The 17899-nt window shown below is 63.6% G+C and carries 14 protein-coding genes; 3 read left to right on the top strand and 11 right to left on the bottom strand.

The window, feature by feature from the left end; all coding sequences use genetic code 11:
- On the top strand, nucleotides 1–756 hold a 756-nt coding region (locus tag C3418_RS18440; RefSeq protein WP_308457650.1), incomplete at its 5' end, for a malic enzyme-like NAD(P)-binding protein.
- A gap of 117 nt (nucleotides 757–873) precedes the next feature.
- On the opposite strand, the gene C3418_RS18435 is transcribed toward C3418_RS18440, so the two are convergent.
- Nucleotides 874–2043, bottom strand: a complete 1170-nt coding sequence (locus tag C3418_RS18435) for a Hint domain-containing protein (RefSeq protein ID WP_103859029.1) — start codon at nucleotides 2041–2043, stop codon at nucleotides 874–876.
- A gap of 317 nt (nucleotides 2044–2360) precedes the next feature.
- Here C3418_RS18435 and C3418_RS18430 point away from each other — a divergent pair, with 317 nt between their 5' ends.
- The gene (locus C3418_RS18430) at nucleotides 2361–3599 is read left to right on the top strand and encodes a uracil-xanthine permease family protein (RefSeq protein WP_041213272.1); all 1239 of its coding nucleotides are present in this window, start codon (nucleotides 2361–2363) and stop codon (nucleotides 3597–3599) included.
- A 145-nt stretch (nucleotides 3600–3744) separates the two neighbouring features.
- On the top strand, nucleotides 3745–4485 hold the full coding sequence (locus C3418_RS18425) for a dienelactone hydrolase family protein (RefSeq protein WP_103859028.1): 741 nt from the start codon (nucleotides 3745–3747) through the stop codon (nucleotides 4483–4485).
- A gap of 63 nt (nucleotides 4486–4548) precedes the next feature.
- Here the strand turns inward: C3418_RS18425 and C3418_RS18420 are convergent, their stop codons facing one another.
- From C3418_RS18420 to C3418_RS18375, 10 genes are all read right to left on the bottom strand, one after another.
- Nucleotides 4549–5547: a beta-propeller fold lactonase family protein gene (locus C3418_RS18420; protein ID WP_103859027.1), complete on the bottom strand. Its 999-nt coding sequence runs from the start codon at nucleotides 5545–5547 to the stop codon at nucleotides 4549–4551.
- A gap of 57 nt (nucleotides 5548–5604) precedes the next feature.
- On the bottom strand, nucleotides 5605–6213 hold the full coding sequence (locus C3418_RS18415; protein ID WP_010673613.1) for a LysE family translocator: 609 nt from the start codon (nucleotides 6211–6213) through the stop codon (nucleotides 5605–5607).
- A gap of 121 nt (nucleotides 6214–6334) precedes the next feature.
- Nucleotides 6335–9652 carry a mechanosensitive channel MscK gene (gene mscK / locus C3418_RS18410; protein WP_103859026.1) on the bottom strand — a complete coding sequence of 1106 codons (3318 nt, stop codon included), beginning with the start codon at nucleotides 9650–9652 and terminating at the stop codon, nucleotides 6335–6337.
- A gap of 149 nt (nucleotides 9653–9801) precedes the next feature.
- A complete protein-coding gene (pykF, locus tag C3418_RS18405; protein WP_010673615.1) occupies nucleotides 9802–11214 on the bottom strand; it encodes a pyruvate kinase PykF in 1413 nt (470 codons plus the stop codon).
- A gap of 404 nt (nucleotides 11215–11618) precedes the next feature.
- Nucleotides 11619–12749, bottom strand: coding sequence for a cupin domain-containing protein (locus tag C3418_RS18400; RefSeq protein WP_102948718.1), 1131 nt, complete (start codon nucleotides 12747–12749; stop codon nucleotides 11619–11621).
- 152 nt (nucleotides 12750–12901) lie between these two features.
- Nucleotides 12902–14272: an adenylosuccinate lyase gene (gene purB, locus C3418_RS18395; protein WP_010673617.1), complete on the bottom strand. Its 1371-nt coding sequence runs from the start codon at nucleotides 14270–14272 to the stop codon at nucleotides 12902–12904.
- Between the two features lie 30 nt (nucleotides 14273–14302).
- Entirely contained in the window at nucleotides 14303–14914 is a 612-nt protein-coding gene (gene hflD, locus C3418_RS18390; RefSeq protein ID WP_010673618.1) for a high frequency lysogenization protein HflD, read from the bottom strand.
- Between the two features lie 211 nt (nucleotides 14915–15125).
- Complete coding sequence (mnmA, locus tag C3418_RS18385; protein WP_010673619.1) at nucleotides 15126–16232, bottom strand: tRNA 2-thiouridine(34) synthase MnmA; 1107 nt, start codon at nucleotides 16230–16232, stop codon at nucleotides 15126–15128.
- A 158-nt stretch (nucleotides 16233–16390) separates the two neighbouring features.
- Complete coding sequence (locus C3418_RS18380) at nucleotides 16391–16858, bottom strand: NUDIX hydrolase (RefSeq protein ID WP_039039255.1); 468 nt, start codon at nucleotides 16856–16858, stop codon at nucleotides 16391–16393.
- 64 nt (nucleotides 16859–16922) lie between these two features.
- On the bottom strand, nucleotides 16923–17831 hold the full coding sequence (locus tag C3418_RS18375) for a pseudouridine synthase (RefSeq protein ID WP_103859025.1): 909 nt from the start codon (nucleotides 17829–17831) through the stop codon (nucleotides 16923–16925).
- Nucleotides 17832–17899 lie beyond the last annotated feature (68 nt).

The raw sequence follows: 17899 nt of genomic DNA, 5'->3' as shown, positions 1-17899 counted from the left end.
CATCAGATCTGCGCGGGGATGATCCGCGAGGGGCTTGACCCGCAGGCGGCGCGGGATCGCATATACATCCTGGATACCCAGGGGCTGGTGTGTGACAACCGCGAGGGGCTGGATGAGTACAAGCGCCGCTACGCCAAGCCGGGCCTCTTGCTGGCCCAGTGGGATCTGCCGGGCAAGGCGGGGCTGACCGAGGTGCTGCGCCACGTGCCCATCACAGTGCTGCTCGGCACCAGCGGCGCCGGTGGCGCCTTCCAGGAGGAGCACATCCAGCTGATGCTGGCCCACTGCGATCGCCCCATGGTGTTCCCCCTCTCCAACCCCACCGCCAACTGCGAGGCCCTGCCGGAAGACATCTTCCGCTGGAGCCAGGGGCGCGCCATCGTCGCCACCGGCAGCCCGTTCAAGGACGTGCACCATGAGGGGCAGGATTATCGCATCGGTCAGGGCAACAACGTCTTCATCTTCCCCGGGGTGGGGCTGGCGGCCATCGTCAGCCAGATCCGCGAGATAAGCCCGGACATCTTCACCACCGCCGCCTTTGCGCTCGCGGAGTGCGTGAGCGAGGCGGATCTCGCCCGGGGCACCGTCTACCCGAGGATCAGCGAGCTGCGCAACATCTCGGTGCACGTGGCGACCGCGGTGCTCAAGGATATCGTGCGCCGCGACCCCTCCCACCCGCTCATCGGTCAGGATCTGCAAGAGCACATCCTGAGCCATATGTGGGAGCCGGTCTACCTGCCGTACCGCCGGGTCTGAGGTGCGACCTGCCCGCACGTGTCGCGGGCATGACGATGCCATAGAAAAAGAGAGGGTGGCCCAGGCCACCCTCTCTGTTTTCTGCCCTGCTGTGTGTGCGGGGCAGGACGCTGACACCTATTGAGCGGGCGGGGGCACCAGGCGGTCATCGACGCTGCCGTCGCCCCGAAGCTTGTTGCCATTGGCGTCGACGGCGTCCACACCGTTGTCGTCCACGCTGCCATCGCCTCGAAGCTTGTTGCCATTGGCGTCGACGGCGTCCACACCGTTGTCATCCACGTTGCCATCGCCTCGAAGCTTGTTGCCATTGGCATCGACGGCGTCCATACCGTTGTCATCCACGCTGCCATCGCCTCGAAGCTTGTTGCCATTGGCGTCGACGGCGTCCACGCCGTTGTCGTCCACCCGGCCACCGGCATGACGCTCCCCGCCTGCATGCTTGTCGCCACCGCCGTGGCGATCGCCGCCAGCGTGCTGGTCGCCACCGGCATGTTCGCCCTGACCACGGTCATCGCCGCCGTGGCCGCTGTCGTCCCCGCCATTGTTTCCGTTATGGCTACTATCGCCTCCATTTCCGCTATTGTTTCCACTGTGGCTACTATTGCCCCCACCGCCGCTGTTGCTGCCTCCGCCGCCGCTGTTGCCGCCTCCGCTACCACTGTTGCCGCCGCCATCCCCCCCTTTGTTGTGCACGATCAGCCCATTGGCCACATAGCTGTGGCTGCCATCGAGGATCAGGTTGAACAGCGCCGTGGCGGGCGGGGCATCAACCCAGGAGAGGGAGGCCACCGGCAGGTCGACAGGGTGCGGCGCCAGCGCCAGGTTGCCCGCGCTGCCTCCCTCTGACCAACCCAGCAGGTGCATGCCGGTAAAGAGCGGCAGCACGGCGAGGGCCGGGTTTTCGGTGCGAGTCATGGCCGGTGCGATGGCCGCCCAGCCCCGGGTGGTGAGGAAGGGGTGCTCGGCGGTAAAGAAGGGGGGCAGATGATTGAGCCCGTAGAGCCTGCGCCCCCCCAGCGCCACCCGCTCGATGGCCTGGATGCGGTTGCTCTGCCCGTGCCTGTCCCGCACCCGATCGCCGATCCGCAGGGTCTCGATGGGGCGTTCGCAGCCATCGGCCATCAGGATGCGGGTACCGGCAATGAAGCAGGACTTGGCATGGGCCTGGTTTACCTGCCACTGGTGGTGGTCGAAGTCATAGCTCAGCGGGGTGGCGAACAGGGCCAGGGCGATGGCCGAGCCCAGCAGCAGCCGGCGCTGGCTGGGTTTGAACGAGGGCAGTGACATGGGAAACTCCTTGTCGGTGTGGGGTCACGCCTTCGAGTATAGAGAGGGGGTTGGGGCGATATCTGCGTCGACCAGTTGAAAGCCTTGTCATGTCAACTCGCCGGAAAAACGATTGGCGTTGGCCATAAAATTGCGTAAAATCACATCCTCGATGCTTGTAGCAGCGAATCCCGCCTAAAAAGCCAGTTTCATGCCCTCCCCAAGCAGTAAAAGGCAACAAATGACGCCGTTTGGCCCGTTGGCTGCCTTGAAAACGTCTTGTGATGACTGAAAAGTGTCAAATATCCCTGTCAGTTATCAAAAAATTAAGGATACCCATGTTTTCCTTGGTCAAGCAAAGCGTCGCCGGGCTGCAAATTCTGTTTGTCGCCTTCGGTGCCATGGTGCTGGTGCCCCTGCTCACCGGACTGAATCCCTCCATGGCCCTGCTTGGCGCCGGTGTCGGCACCCTGCTGTTCCAGCTCTGCACCCGTCGCCAGGTGCCGATCTTCCTCGGCTCCAGCTTCGCCTTCATCGCCCCCATCATCTATGCCACCCAGACCTGGGGCCTGCCCTCCACCATGTTCGGTCTGTTTGCCGCGGGCTTCATGTATTTCATCCTGGCGGCCATCATCCGCGCTCGTGGCATGGGCTTCGTGCACAAGCTGCTGCCCCCCGTGGTCATCGGTCCCGTCATCATGGTGATCGGCCTGTCGGTGGCCCAGGTAGCCTGCAACATGGCCATGGGCCGTGCCGGCGGTGAGCAGGTGGTGCCTGCCACCACGGCGCTGACCCTGGCGGGGATCTCGCTGGCGGTCACCCTGATTGCCGCCGTGTTCTGCAAGGGCTGGATCAAGCTCATCCCCATCCTGTGCGGTGTCATCGCCGGTTATGTCTCTGCCGTGCTGATGGGCCAGGTGAGTTTCGACGGCATGGTCAACGCCCCCTGGCTGGCGTTGCCCCACTTCGAGACCCCGGAGATCAACTGGGCCGCGGCCCTCTTCATGCTGCCGGTGGCCATCGCCCCCTGCATCGAGCACATCGGCGGCGTGCTCGCCATCGGCGGCGTGACCGGCAAGGACTACACCAAGGATCCGGGCCTGCACCGCACCCTGGCCGGTGACGGCATCGGCGTCTGCTTCGCCGGTTTCATCGGTGGTCCCCCCGTCACCACCTATGCGGAAGTGACCGGCGCCGTGATGATCACCCGCAACTTCAACCCGGTCACCATGACCTGGGCCGCGGTGTTCGCCATCATTCTGGCCTTCTTCGGCAAGTTCAACGCCCTGCTCACCTCCATCCCCATGCCGGTGATGGGCGGCATCATGCTGCTGCTGTTCGGATCCATCGCCGCCATCGGTCTCAAGACCCTGGTGGAGTCCAAGGTGGATCTGGGGCTGTCCCGCAACATCGCCATCGTGGCGGTGACCCTGACCGTGGGTGTCGGTGCCCTGGAGATGAAGATCGGTGACTTCGCCCTGGCGGGCGTGGGGCTGGCCTCGGTGGCGGCCATCCTGCTGAACCTCATCCTGCCCCAGCACTCCGAAACGGGTGCCATGGAGAGCGCCAAGGATTAAGCGCCTGGCTTGCTGTACGTTGAGATGATGAAAAAGAGGCCACCTTCGGGTGGCCTCTTTTTCTTTGCCTGCGTACCACTGAACCCGGCCTCCCCATGTGAAGCGGCTACACTCAGGGGCACCATTGACGGGAGAGGACGAAAGGATGAAGAGGGCATGGATCCTGGCCCTGCTGGGGCTGATGGGAAGCGGCGCGGCCGAGGCCGGTGCGGTGCGCTACGAGGTCGAAGGCAATCCGTTCGAGGGCTATTACCTGGCGGGTGCCGACAAGGATGCCCCTCTGGTGGTGCTGGTGCACGACTGGGACGGGCTCAACGGTTACGAGATCAAGCGGGCCGAGATGCTGGTGGCCCTGGGCTACAGTGTCTTTGCCGTAGATTTGTTCGGTGCCGGGGTCAGGCCGAGCACGGTGGAAGACAAGAAGCGCCTCACCGGGGCCCTTTATCAGGACAGGACCAGGATGCGCACCCTGCTGCAAGGGGGATTGGCGGAGGCGGGCAGGCAGGGGGGGCGGCTCGACAATGCGGTGGCCCTCGGTTACTGCTTCGGCGGCGCCGCCGTGCTGGAGCTGGCCCGCAGCGGGGCGGATCTCAAGGGGGTGGTGAGCGTGCACGGCGGGCTGGAGACCCCGGCCGGGCAGGACTACAAAGAGGTGAAGGGAGAGTTGCTTGTCCAGCACGGCAGCGCCGACGAGGCGGTCTCTCTGGGTCAGTTTGCGGCGCTGGTGGCCGAGCTGGAGAGCGCCGGGGTGAAGCACGAGGCGACCAGCTACAGCGGTGCTCCCCACGCGTTCAGCGTCTTTGGTTCGGACAACTACCGCGCCGATGCCGATGCCAAGTCCTGGCAGCGCTTCACCGGTTTCCTGAAGGAGGTGACCGGCTCCTGAGGGGGCCGGCTCACGCAGGCCATGGCAGTGCCATGGCTTTTTTTATGCCCGTTTTTCGCCATCTCAGGGGAGGGCGAGCACCCTCACCCACATGGCCCCCTTGCCCACCTCGCTCCGTGGGCCCGGGGTGAGCTGGCCGCTTTCGGGGTCGATGGCATGCAGCGCCACCTCGTGGGATTGCTGCCCGGTCGCGATGAGCCAGTGGCCGCTGTGGTCGATGGCAAAGCCCCGGGGACAGGCCTCGGTCGGGAAGTGGCCGAGGGGGGTGAGGGCGCCATCCTGGGGGGAGACGCCGAACAGGGTGAGCAGGCTGCTGGCCCGTTCGCTGGTGTAGAGAAAGCGTCCATCCGGGGTCAGGTGCAGGTCGGCGCCCCAGCGCTCCCCCTCATAGCCTGGGGGCAGCATGTCCAGGCTCTCGCGCGCCACTATCTGTCCGTCCGCCTCCCTGTGGTAGCGATTGAGGGTGGCATCGAGTTCGTTGAGGCAATAGAGATCGCCGTTGTCCGGGTGCAGTGCCAGATGGCGGGGCCCGGCGCCGGGGGCGGTGTGAATGTCCCCCAAGGGATGGGGAACCAGCCTCTCGTCCACCAGGGCAAAGCGGCGCACCCTGTCCTCTTTCAGGCAGGCCACCAGCAGATCCTGCTCCCCGTTTTGCCCCGTAAGCCAGGTGACCGAGTGGGCCGCCATCAGGTGGTCGAGACGCTGGTGAGGGGGCTGCATCCGGCCCGCCTGATCCTGGCGGGAGACGGTGACGTGGTTGAAGGCGTAGGAGGCGGCAAAGAAGAGGCGGCCGCTCCCATCGGTGCAGGTGTGGGAGGCGCTGCCGAGCAGCGGCGCCGAGGTCGGGGCCCCGAGCCGCCCATCGGCGGCGATGGGGAAGCTCAGCACCCGAAAATCGGGGCGCACCCCCGCATGGAGCCAGCGCCGGTCCGGGCTGATGACCAGGGGCTGCACCTCGCCGCCGGTCTGCACTTCCTGCAGCGGGGCGAGGGTGCCTGCTTCGAGGCGAAACACATGGATCAACCCGCTCACCGGGTTGGCCACATAGACCACTTGTTGCATTGCATCTCCTTTGCGACGGCCATCCGTCGGGTCAAGGGAAAGGGGAGTCCCGGCCTCTCAGGCGGGGATCAGGATCTCGCGAATGACGGGCACCACTGACAGTACCAGCAGGGCTGCCATCACCTGGTTGAAGCGGCGACGGGCAAGATCGTTTGCCAGCCAGCGCTTGAGCAGGGAACCGCACAGGAGCCAGAGTCCGACACAGGGGAAAGAGACGATGAAGAAGGTCAGGGCGATGACGAGGTGCTGTTCAAAAGGGTCGCTCCCCGCGCTGGTGAAGGCGGCGATGGCGCCGGTGGCGACCACCCAGGCCTTGGCATTGACCCACTGGAACAGGGCTCCCTTGAAAAAGCCGAACGGGCGGGTCCCGTTGCTGTCAGCCATCCCGTCCGTCGGGCGGGCGATGAGCCAGGCAAGATAGAGCAGATAGAGGGTGCCCGCGCACTTGATGAACATGTGGAGTTCGGGGAAGCGGGTAAAGAGCTGGCCAAAGCCCAGCCCCACCAGCAACAGCATCAGGGTGAAGCCGACGCAGATCCCCATGAGCAGGGGCAGGCTCTTGCGTATCCCGACGCTGGCGCCGGCGCTCATCACCATGATGTTGTTGGGGCCGGGGGTGACCGATGCCGAGATGGCAAAGAGCACCACGGCGTAGAGAGAGTCCATTGGGTTCCTCGTGCAGACAGTCCGTTGTCTTCCCTATATTGGGGGCGATCTGCGCTTTCCAAGGCGGGGGGCGGGCAGAAAAAAAACAGGCCCCGTGACGGGGCCTGTGAAGCGGGCGGGATCAGACGGGCTGGTTCCCTGCCGGCGGCAGCGCCGGGCGGGATTCCACCTTCTGTTCGTCTCCCTGCATGTTCTTGATGTAGACGTCCATCTGGTTGAACGCGATCTCGATGCCATGCTCGCGGAACAGCACGTCGATGCGGCGGTTCAGCTCGTCGATGGCCGGGTTGCGATCCCCCAGCTCGCTCACGAAGAAGCGCAGCTCGTGATCCAGGGTGCTGGGCCCGAAGGTGAGGAAGTAGACGATGGGGGCCGGGTCTTTCAGCACCCGGCTGTTCTCCATGGCGGCCTGCATCAACAGCTTGCGGGTCAGATCCAGATCAGAGCCATAGGCCACTCCGACCCGGGCGATGACCCGGGTGACGGTGTCGGACAGGGACCAGTTGATGAGCCGCTCTATCATCAGCTGCTGGTTCGGGATGATCACCTCCTTGCGGTCGAAGTCGGTGAGGGTGGTGGAGCGGATCCTGATCTTGTTGACCGTGCCCGAGATGGTGCCGATGGTGACGGTGTCGCCGATCCGCACCGGGCGCTCGAACAGGATGATGATGCCGGAGATGAAGTTGGAGACGATCTGCTGCATGCCGAAACCGATACCGACCGAGAGACCGGCGGCCAGCCACTGCAGCTTCTCCCACTGGACCCCGAGCATGGCCAGCGCCGTCAGGCTGCCTACCCCGATCAGGGCGTAGTTGAGCATGGTGGTGAAGGCATAGGCCGTGCCCTGGGCAAGGCGCAGCTTGGAGAGCACCAGCACCTCCAGCAGGCCCGGCAGGTTGCGGGCCAGCGACAGAGCCGCACCAAACACGAAGAGGCCGGTCAGCACGTCGCTCAGGCTGATGGGATAGAGCACGGCGTTGGCCCCGGTCCCTTCGCTCTTGTGCCACAGCACCACGCTGTCGAGGTAGGTGAAGACCGCCACCAGATCAGACCAGAGCCAGTAGAAGGCGACGCCGAACACCAGCAGCAGCATGATGCGGGTCAGACGCAGGGACTGCTGGCTGACCTCTTCCAGATCCATGGGCTGCTCTTCGATGGCTTCGCCCCCTTCCGCATCCTCCTGGGTCTTGTGTTCCCGCTTGGCGACCGCGCGGCGATAGGCCAGACGACGGGCCGCCAGCTCAAGACCACGCAGGGCGGTGCGATAGACCAGACCCCAGATGATGATGAGGTAGAAGGACTCGATGAGCCTGCCGGTGAGTTTCAGGGCCGTGTAGTAGTAGCCAAGGGCTGCCAGCACCATCAGGGCCACCGGCGCCAGCGCCAGGGCGACGGCGGTCAGGGTCTGCAACATGCTCGCCTCGCCCTTGATGCGGGCGCGGGAGATGGGCAGCACCAGGTAGGCGGTCAGTCCCAGCAGCAGCATGGTCATGCCCTGGCCGATGACGTCGTTGCCAAGGGAGGAGGGTTCCACCACCGCCTTGGTCGACAGCATGATGAGGGGCAGCAGGGGGAGCCAGAGGTAGCGCATGCTGTTGCGCTTGGCCTGCAGCTCGTCCCGCGGCATGCGGAAGTGGGTCTCGCCGATGCCCCCCGGTCGCATCACCGACAGGTAGACGCTGAACACCAGGTAGCCGAGGGCCAGGTTCAGGGTGATCTGGAAGATGAGTTTCGGGCTCAGCAGACCGCAATAGGCGAGCAGCAGGCCGGCGGCCAGGATGAAGAGGGTGCCCGGCAGGCGTTGCAGCACGGTGAACAGCAGGGCACGGGGGGTGTGCCACTGGCTGTCCTGACGAAAACGTCCCAGATCCTTGACGATCTTCTTCTGGCGCTCGAGCAGGGTGCCGCGCTTCCACAGCAGCAGGCCCCCCACCAGCAGCAGGGGCAGTGCCAGCAGAGAGACTGCCAGCAGCATGTCGCCCCAGCCACTCCAGTCCGGTTTCAGCACCCAGTCGGAGGCCTGCTTGAAGGCCTGGGCCGGCCAGGTGATGAACCACTTGGCATCGATGGGCTTGTTGCTGCTCACCCAGAAGATGTGCTGCTGCAGGGTGAACTCGATGGAGGCATAGACCCGGGTCAGCTGCTGCTGGGTCAGTTGCAGGCTGATGGCGTTGGTGAGCTGGGCATCCATCTGGCGGTTGAGCTGATCCAGCAGGCCGATGCGGGTGTCGATGAGCTTGGCAAGGCTGGCCCTGTCTTCGTCGCTCACCGACTCGCCGCTGCTGGCGATGAGGTTGTCCAGATACTGGTTCTTCTGGAACAGCTGGTCACGCTGCTGGCTCAGTTCGAACTGGGCCAGGTGCAGGTCGGCGATCTGCTCCTCCAGGTTCTTCACCAGGGTGGAGGGGGCCGCTTCCAGTTGCTGGTAGAGCTGATAGAGGATGCGCGAGAGCAGCAGGTTGCCCTTGAGCATCTGCACCTGTTCGTTGAGGTTGCGCTCGGTCTGGGTGCCGCGCTCCAGCATGCTCTTCGCCTGCAGGTTCTTCTGGGCCAGGGTGTTGAGGCTGTTGGTGGAGCTGATGAGTTGCTGGCTGAGCTGGTAGTTGAGCTCCTGCTCTTTTTGCACCAGGGGGTTGTCTTCGGCGGCCACCAGTTCGCCGGTCTCTTCGGCGGTCTTCTCGGTATCCCCCAGGCGCTTGGCGCTGCTCTGCTCCTGCAATGCCTGCAGTTTCTGCTCTTCACTGGCGAGACGGGCACTCTGGTAGTCCCGTTGCTTGACCACCAGATCCTGCATGCTGGTGCGGTTGTCCAGCTCCTTTTGCAGGTTGGCCAGTTGCAGATCCAGCAGGGCCAGTTCGGCATTAAGCTTCATTTTCTCGGCGCTGCTCACCCCGTCCCCGGCGTTGAGGCGGGTGCGGATCTCCTGGCTACGCTGATAGGCGCGGCTCATGCTGGCCTGGGCCCGCTCCGGCAGGGTCTGCAGGTTGGTGATCTGGCTGCCGATGGTGCCAAGGGCCTCCTGGGCCGCCTGCATGTTGGCCATGATCTCGGGTTGGCGGGCATCGAGCTCCGCCAGGCTCATGGTGGCGTATTCGCTCTTGAGCTGCTCCGGGCTCTTGCCCTGGGTCAGGGCGTCGAGCTTGGCGCCGATCTCCTTGAGCTCTGCCGGCAGGGTGCGCAGGCGTTCGCTCTGGGTTTTGGCCTTGCTCTTCTCCTTGTCGATGCTGTCGAGGAGGGAGAGGGTATCAGTCAGGAACTTCTGGTCCGCCTGCTGGCTGGCCGTGGGGGTGTCCGACTTGCCGAGGGCATCGAGCGCCCGCTGCACGGTGGCGCGCTGGGGCAGATCCTGCGCCAGGGTGCTCGGGGTCCAGAAGGTGATGAGTAAACAGAGCAGCGGCAGCAGGGTGGCCGAGGCTCTTTTGAAGCGTGTTGAGAGCATAAAGCGTCCGGGTGATTATGCGATGTTCGGGGGATTTTCCACCAGGGTAAAATCCGCGTGGATTCTAGCACCGGCGCAAGAGGGGCAGCAGGGGGAGAGATAAAAAAAAACGGCGCCCGCAGGCGCCGCTTTCATCGGTTCAGGACTGATTACAGTACGTGAACGGAGGCGGTGTTGGTGGTACCGCTCGGTACCAGGGCACCGGAGACCATGACAACCACGTCACCCTTCACGCCCATGCCGATTTCCAGCGCAGCTTCTTTGCCGATGCGATAGAAGTCGTCGGTGGAGGCGATGGAGTCAACCACGTGAGCAACCACACCCTTGGTCAGCACCAGCTGGGCAGCGGTCTTCTTGTTGGTGGTGATGGCCAGGATCCAGGCTTTCGGGAAGTATTTGCGAATGGCCTTGGCAGACTTGCCGCCTTCGGTGGCAACCACGATCAGCGGGGCGTCCAGTTTCTCGGAGGTCTCGACCGCGCCTTTGCAGACCGCTTCGGTGATGCGCAGCTTGTTGCTGTCGTTGGCAGCAGACAGGTTGGAGGGCATCACGGCATCGGTACGCTCGCAGATGGTGGCCATGATGGTCACGGCTTCCAGCGGGTACTTGCCCTTGGCGGACTCACCGGACAGCATGACTGCGTCGGTACCGTCCAGGATGGCGTTGGCCACGTCGCCAGCTTCGGCGCGGGTCGGACGCGGGTTCTTGATCATGGAGTCCAGCATCTGGGTCGCGGTGATGACCACTTTGCGGGCTTTGTTGCACTTCTCGATGATCATCTTCTGGGCGAAGATCACTTCTTCTACCGGGATCTCGACACCCATGTCGCCACGGGCAACCATGATGCCGTCGGAGACAGCCAGGATCTCGTCGAAGTTGTCCAGGCCTTCCTGGTTTTCGATCTTGGAGATGATCTGGATGTTCTCGCCGCCGTGGGCTTTCAGGTGCTCACGGATTTCCAGCACGTCTTCTTTCTTGCGAATGAAGGAAGCGGCAACGAAATCAACGCCTTGCTCGCAACCGAAGATCAGGTCGCGCTTGTCTTTCTCGGCCAGGGCCGGCAGCTTGATGGAGACGCCCGGCAGGTTGATGCCCTTGTTCTCGCCCAGGTCACCGTTGTTGAGCACTTTACAGATCACTTCGCGCTCGGTGATTTCGATGACGTCCAGGCCAATCAGGCCGTCGTCAACCAGGATGCGGTTGCCGACGCGCAGGTCGCTGGCAAAACCGGCATAGGTGACGGCGACTTTGTCTTTGTTGCCCACCACGGTCTGGTCGGTGGTGAAGGTGAAGGTCTGGCCGGCGACCAGGGAGACGTCGTTGCCGCCTTCGAGCTTGATGGTGCGGATTTCCGGACCCTTGGTGTCCAGCAGGATGGCTGCGTGCTTGCCGGTTTCGGCCATGACAGCGCGCAGGTTGCTGATGCGACCACCGTGTTCGGCGTAGTCGCCGTGGGAGAAGTTCAGGCGCATGACGTTCATGCCGGCATCCAGCATCTTGCCCAGCATTTCTTTGGATTCGGTCTTGGGACCGATGGTGCAGACGATTTTGGTCTTTTTCATGTCAGTCTTCATGGTTAAGGAATTTCCGCCGTGCAATATACACCAGTTTTTGGATACTTTTTATGATCCAGAAACAACGTTTTGAGCGAAAACGGCCTCAATTTGAAAGATAACGTTTTCGCTCACAGCTCATTTTAGGGGCTAAAATAATTGATTTTCCGCAACTGAGGCCATTTGGTTCCCATTTCTGGCCCCGCATCCTGCCCGATCCCATGTTGTTAAATGACAAACAACAGGGTCCCCTTGCCGGGGCGATCCGGCCCGATGCCGTTGGCCGTCATCCAGTGTAGTCACTCCCTCCCGCGGCGTCAGGGCGAAGCAATGCAAGGCTGGAGCCGGTTGGCCTACAGCGGAAAAAAACGCCGCCCCTCCCGGCACGCCGGGAGGGGCGGCAGCCCTCTGGATCAGCCGAAGAACCAGTAGCCGCGGTTGACCAGCCGGGTCAGCAGTTGCAGGAAGCCCGCCTGATCGGCCAGTTCCACCAGCGCGTCCTGGGTGATGATGTCCTTGTCGCACAGGAGTGCGATGGCGGCCGGATCCTCGCTTGGCAGGGTCCAGGCTTCGCCGTCGATGTAGCAGGTGCGGCTCTCGCCGCTGAACCAGACGCTGCGCAACCCCGGCACCTTGATGGCGGGCTCCCCCTGGCTCAGCAGGTCGGCCACCTCGTCGGCGCTGTAGTCCGGCTCCACCGGATTGACGTCCAGATCGTGCTTGGCCTCGGAGATCATGGTGCCGAACCACTCCTTGAACAGGGTCTCGTCGTCGAGGGCCTGTTGCATCAGCTCCCGCAGGCGGTGCAGCTCATGGGGCTGGATCTCCCCGTGGCGGGCGCGGGGCTGGAGGTCCGGGTCGCCGTAACGGTCGGTGCGGATCTCGTTGTCGATCAGGTGATCGGCAAAGGAGGAGACAAGGGCCTTGGCGTCCGGCGCGCGGAAACCCACCGAGAAGTTCAGGGAGGGCTCGATGGCGTAGCCCTCGTGGGGGAATCCGGGCGGGATGTAGAGGATATCGCCCGGCTCCATGATGACGTCGATGATCGCCTCGAACGGCTCGCAGTGCAGCAGGGCGGCGTGGGCGGCGAACTCGTTCAAGGGCTTGGCATCGCCGACCCGCCAGTGGCGCTTGCCCTGACCCTGGGTGATGAACACATCGTAGTTGTCGATGTGGGGACCGACCCCGCCGTGAGGGGTGGAGAAGCTCACCATCACATCGTCAAAGCGCCAGCCCGGAATGAACTGGAAGGGCACCGCCAGCTCGTGCACCTCGGGTACCCAGTGGTTGCACGCCTGCACCAGCACGGTCCAGTTCTCTTCCCCCAGGTGATCGTAGGATTCGAAGGGGCCGTGGGCCGCCTCCCACTTGTTGTTGAAGCGGGTGACCAGGCGCGATTCAATCACCTCCTCCATGGCCAGACCCGCCAGCTCGTCCGGGCTGATGGGATCCTGAAAGTCGGTGAAACCGCCCTTGATGAGGAGCGGGCGCTTCTGCCAGTAGTGCTCGAGGAAGTGAGCGATATCCAGATTGAGTTGGTACATGGTGCTTCTCGTATCTTGTGAGAGGGCTTGCCCAAGGCGGGCTTGGGCAAGGGCTCTGAAATGGCCCGATAGAGGGTGATCATATCAAATGGGCCAAAATCAACGGGGGCCCTGCCGTCATGACAGAGCCCCCGCCGGTTCGGTTACATCACTTATTTCAGCAGATCAACCAGACGCTGGGCGTCGCCGATGTAGTTGGCCGGGGTCAGCTTCTTGAGCTCGACCTTGACCGCTTCCGGCAACTCCAGGGTGTCGATGAAGGTGCGCATCCCTTCGGCGTCGACGCGGCGACCACGGGTCAGCTCTTTGAGCTTCTCGTAGGGCTTCTCGATGCCGTAGCGGCGCATCACGGTCTGGATGGGTTCCGCCAGCACTTCCCAGTTGGCGTCCAGATCGGCGGCCATGGCGTCCGCGTTGGCTTCCAGCTTGGAGATGCCCTTCAGGGTCGCCTGATAGGCAATCAGGGAGTAACCCACCGCCACACCCAGGTTGCGCAGCACGGTCGAGTCGGTGAGATCACGCTGCCAGCGGGAGATGGGCAGTTTGCTCGCCAGGTGCTGGAACACGGCGTTGGCCAGACCCAGATTGCCTTCGGAGTTCTCGAAGTCGATGGGGTTGACCTTGTGGGGCATGGTGGAGGAGCCGATTTCGCCGGCGATGGTGCGCTGCTTGAAGTGACCCAGGGAGATGTAACCCCAGACGTCACGGTCAAAGTCGATCAGGATGGTGTTGAAGCGGGCCAGGGCGTCGAACAGCTCGGCGATATAGTCGTGGGGCTCGATCTGGGTGGTGTAGGGGTTCCAGGTCAGGCCCAGGGAGGTGACGAACTCCTCGGAGAACTGGTGCCAGTCCACATCCGGGTAGGCGCTGATGTGAGCGTTGTAGTTGCCCACGGCACCGTTGATCTTGCCCAGCAGCTCCACCGCCATGATCTGCTTGAGCTGGCGCTCCAGACGGTAGGCGACGTTGGCCATCTCCTTGCCCATGGTGCTCGGGGTCGCCGGCTGACCGTGGGTACGGGAGAGCAGCGGCATGTCGCGGTACTCGACGGCCAGGCGCTTGATCTCGCTGATGAGCTTTTCGCAATAAGGCTTGATCACCTCTTCCCGGGCGGTCTTCAGCATCAGGCCGTGGGAGTTGTTGTTGATGTCTTCCGAGGTGCAGGCGAAGTGAATGAATTCGCTGACGGCGGCCAGCTCCGGGTTCACTTCCACCTTCTCTTTCAGGAAGTACTCCACCGCTTTCACATCATGGTTGGTGGTGCGCTCGATCTGTTTGATGCGGGCGGCATCCTGCTCGTTGAAGTTGCTGACGATGCCGTCAAGCACGGCATTGGCTGCCTCGCTCAGGGCAGGGACTTCCGGGATCCCGGCGTGGCTGGCCAGTTTTTGCAACCAGCGCACCTCGACTTCGACGCGAAAACGCAGCAGACCGAATTCGGAGAAGATAGGGCGCAGGGCATCGGCCTTGTCGCCATAACGACCGTCAATCGGGGAAACGGCAGTCAGCGCGGACAGCTCCATGGGGTGAACTCCTGATGATTGGTGTGGGGGTTAAAATCGTTTGGCCAGTTCCACCATCTTCTTGCGGGCGAAGATGATCTGGGTACGGCTGCCGCCGAGCTGGCGCCACAGCACCACGGCGCGGATGCCTGCGAGCAGCAGGGCGCGCACCTTGTGCTGCACCAGGGGCTGCTGCAGGAAGAGCGGGGTGCCCGCCACCTGGATGCGGGGCCCGATGGGGCTGATAAGGTCGCTGTAGATGCTCGCCATGTTGGCCAGGATCTGCTCGTCGAGCAGATCGAAATGCTGTTGCTGGCGGCCGATCTGGCTGATCCGCTCCCCCAGCATGTTGAGGATGTCCTTGCGCTTGGCGAGCTTGCGCTCCAGCGCGATCAGGCTCACCACGTAGCGGGTCAGCTCGGCATTCTTCTGGCTGCCGTCGGCCCCCAGCTGTTCCACCAGGGCGCGATAGCCGTCGCGAATGGCCAGGTGGCTGCCGAACACTTCCAGCGGCTGCGTGGGGTTGGTGACCAGAATGCTTTGCAGGCTCTCGCGCAGGGAGGCTTCGTCGCAGGAGCCGTCACGGGCCACTTTCTGCACCAGATAGGCGGCCTGGCAGATGCCTGCGAAGGCCATGGTTCTGTCTTGGAATTTGTCGCTCATATCTTCATGGCCCTGTTCTGTTCTTTCACCGGCCGATGCCATGATCCGGCCTGGACGTTGCCAATCATGTATCGCTGCCTGGTACTGTTTTTCTTTGTCCCCTCTCCCTCAGGGAGAGGGTCAGGGTGAGGGTGGTTACCCCCTCATCCCCAACCCTTCTCCCGCGAGGGGAGAAGGGAGTACAGCGCGGACGCTCGTGAGCGCCCAGCCCTTAGACCGGATGGCTGAAACGCTGTTCGATGATGCCGCCGCCCAGACACACTTCCCCGTCGTAGAAGACGGCGGACTGGCCCGGGGTCACCGCAGCCTGCTTCTCGTCGAAGATGACCCGGATGGTCTCATCGTCGATGGGCTGGATCAGGCAGGGGATATCTTCCTGCCGATAGCGGGTCTTGACGGTGCAGCGGCGCGGCGCGCGAATGGGGGTGCGATCCACCCAGTGCAGCTGGCTCGCGACCAGGCCGTCGGAGTAGAGGCGGGGGTGTTCCCCTTGCGCCACCACGAGGGTGTTGCGCTCCACCTCTTTGTCCACCACGTACCAGGCCTCTTCGGTGGCATCTTTGCGACCGCCAATGCCAAGCCCCTTGCGCTGGCCCAGGGTGTGGTACATCAGCCCCTGATGCTCGCCGATGATCTTGCCGTCCACGGTTTCGATGGGACCGGGCTGGGCGGGCAGGAACTTGGCCAGGAAGTCCTTGAACTTGCGCTCACCGATGAAGCAGATGCCGGTGGAGTCTTTCTTCTTGGCGGTGATGAGATCCAGCTGCTCGGCGATGCGGCGCACCTCGGGTTTTTCCAGATCCCCGACCGGGAACAGGCTCTGACCCACCTGGGCTTCGCTCAGGGTATAGAGGAAGTAGCTCTGATCCTTGTTGGTATCCAGACCGCGCAGCAGGCGCGGGCGGCCGGTGCTGTCGTCACGGCGCACATAGTGGCCGGTGGCGATGTAGGTGGCCCCCAGCTCTTCGGCGGCGAATTCCAGGAACGCCTTGAACTTGATCTCCTTGTTGCACAGGATGTCCGGGTTCGGGGTGCGACCCGCCTTGTACTCTTCCAGGAAGTGCTCGAACACGTTGTCCCAGTATTCGGCGGCGAAGTTGATGGTGTGGAGTTTCATCCCCAGCTTGTCGCAGACGGCCTTGGCATCAGCCAAATCCTGGGCGGCAGAGCAGTACTCGTCCGTGTCGTCTTCTTCCCAGTTCTTCATGAACAAGCCTTCGACCTGATAGCCCTGCTGCTGGAGCAGGTAGGCCGAGACGGAAGAATCCACGCCGCCGGACATGCCGACGATCACCTTGATTTGGCTGTTGTCTGTCATTAGTCGAAGTTACCAGTTCGTTTAAACGGGGCGTATTCTACCAGAGTTTTGCGCCCCCGGTCACATCTCCCTGCCGCCGTTCTCCTTGGAAGCCCGGCGGCGGGAAATCGTTTTTCTTGTCTCGGCCCCATAGCGTCAAAAAGAGCGTCCAATGGCGCTTAGATGAAGGCCTTGAGTGCCGACAGCGGCAGGCGGGTGCCTGCCAGATAGTCCTGGATACACTGCCACACCAGGGGGCTTCGCAGGGCGGGCTTGCACTCGGCAATCTCCTCCAGGCTGAGCCAGTGACAGGCCAGTACGTCACCGTCGGGATCCTCTGGATGGTGCTGACCGGGCGACTTTTCAAGGTCGAAGATGACGGCGGTGCGCACAAAGGTGGCCTCGCTGTCCGCCGGTTTGAAGAGGTAGACCCCAAGCCAGCCGGTGGGCGCGGCGGTGAGTCCGGTCTCCTCCTTCAGCTCGCGGCAGGCCGCCTGGATGAGATCTTCTCCCGGCTCCACGTGGCCGGCGGGCTGGTTGAAGCGGCGCTGGCCCGCAATCTCCTCTTCCACCAGCAAGAAACGCCCCTGCCAGTGCACCAGAGCGGCCACGGTGAGGCGGGTGGGCAGCGGTGGGTGATCGCTCATAAGGACTCCTTGTCTTGTTGGCTGTGCCCCGGCAGGGGCGCTCGATGCAGATCCGCTGTCGCCTTCATTCAGAGGGCTTGGTGCGAGCCGGACGGCGGGCGGTGGTGCGCCCGCCGCTGCGATTGGCCTGGCGCGGGTCTGCCCCGCGGCGGTCCCGCCCCCGGGCTGGATCCTGATCTGTTGGCCGGGCGGTGCGGGGGGCTCTGCGGCCAGTGCCCCCGGCTGCGGCGGATGCCCGTGGTTTGCCTTGCGTGGCGGCTGGTCGTGGCGCGGTTGCCAGCTCGGGGGCGGGCAGGGCGCGGCTCTCTCCCGGCGCCAGACCATCGAGGGTCCACTCCCCGATGGCGTAGCGGATGAGGCGCAAGGTGGGGTGGCCGATGTGGGCGGTCATGCGCCGCACCTGGCGGTTGCGCCCCTCCACGATTGTTATCTCGAGCCAGCAGGTGGGGATCTCTTTGCGCTCGCGAATGGGCGGATTGCGTGGCCACACCACAGGGTCATCCATGATGCGCGCCCCGGCGGGCAGGGTCATGCCGTCGTTGAGTTCCACACCGGCGCGAAGGGCGGCCAGTTTCTCCTCGCTCGGGATGCCTTCCACCTGCACCCAGTAGGTCTTGGGGGTCTTCTCTCCCGGCTGGGTGAGGCGTGCCTGCAGCTTGCCATCGTTGGTGAGCAGCAAGAGCCCTTCGCTGTCTCGATCCAGCCTGCCTGCGGCATAGATGCCGGGCTCTTTGATGTAATCCTTGAGGGTCTCGCGGCCCGCCTCGTCGGTGAACTGGCAGAGCACCATGTAGGGCTTGTTCAGGAGCAGCAGCTTGCGAGCCGCCGGGGCGGGGGCCGGTTTGCGCTCGTTGACTCTCCCTGCGTGCCGGGCCTCCCGGCGTTGGGATGGGCGCACCGTGGTGGGCCCGCTGGCCGTGCGGCCTGCGTCAGGGCGGGCGGAGAGGGAGAGACGGGGACGGGCTGATTTCATCGCATGCCTACCAAAAACAGGGGATGGCGGAGTGTACCACAGGGGGCGGCCATCAGACGAACGCCGCC

It is taken from the genome of Aeromonas sp. ASNIH8, assembly GCF_002919855.1.
GTDB lineage: Bacteria > Pseudomonadota > Gammaproteobacteria > Enterobacterales > Aeromonadaceae > Aeromonas > Aeromonas caviae.
The sequence above is the reverse complement of the archived record's forward strand: the minus strand, read 5'-3'. Positions and strand labels throughout refer to the sequence as shown.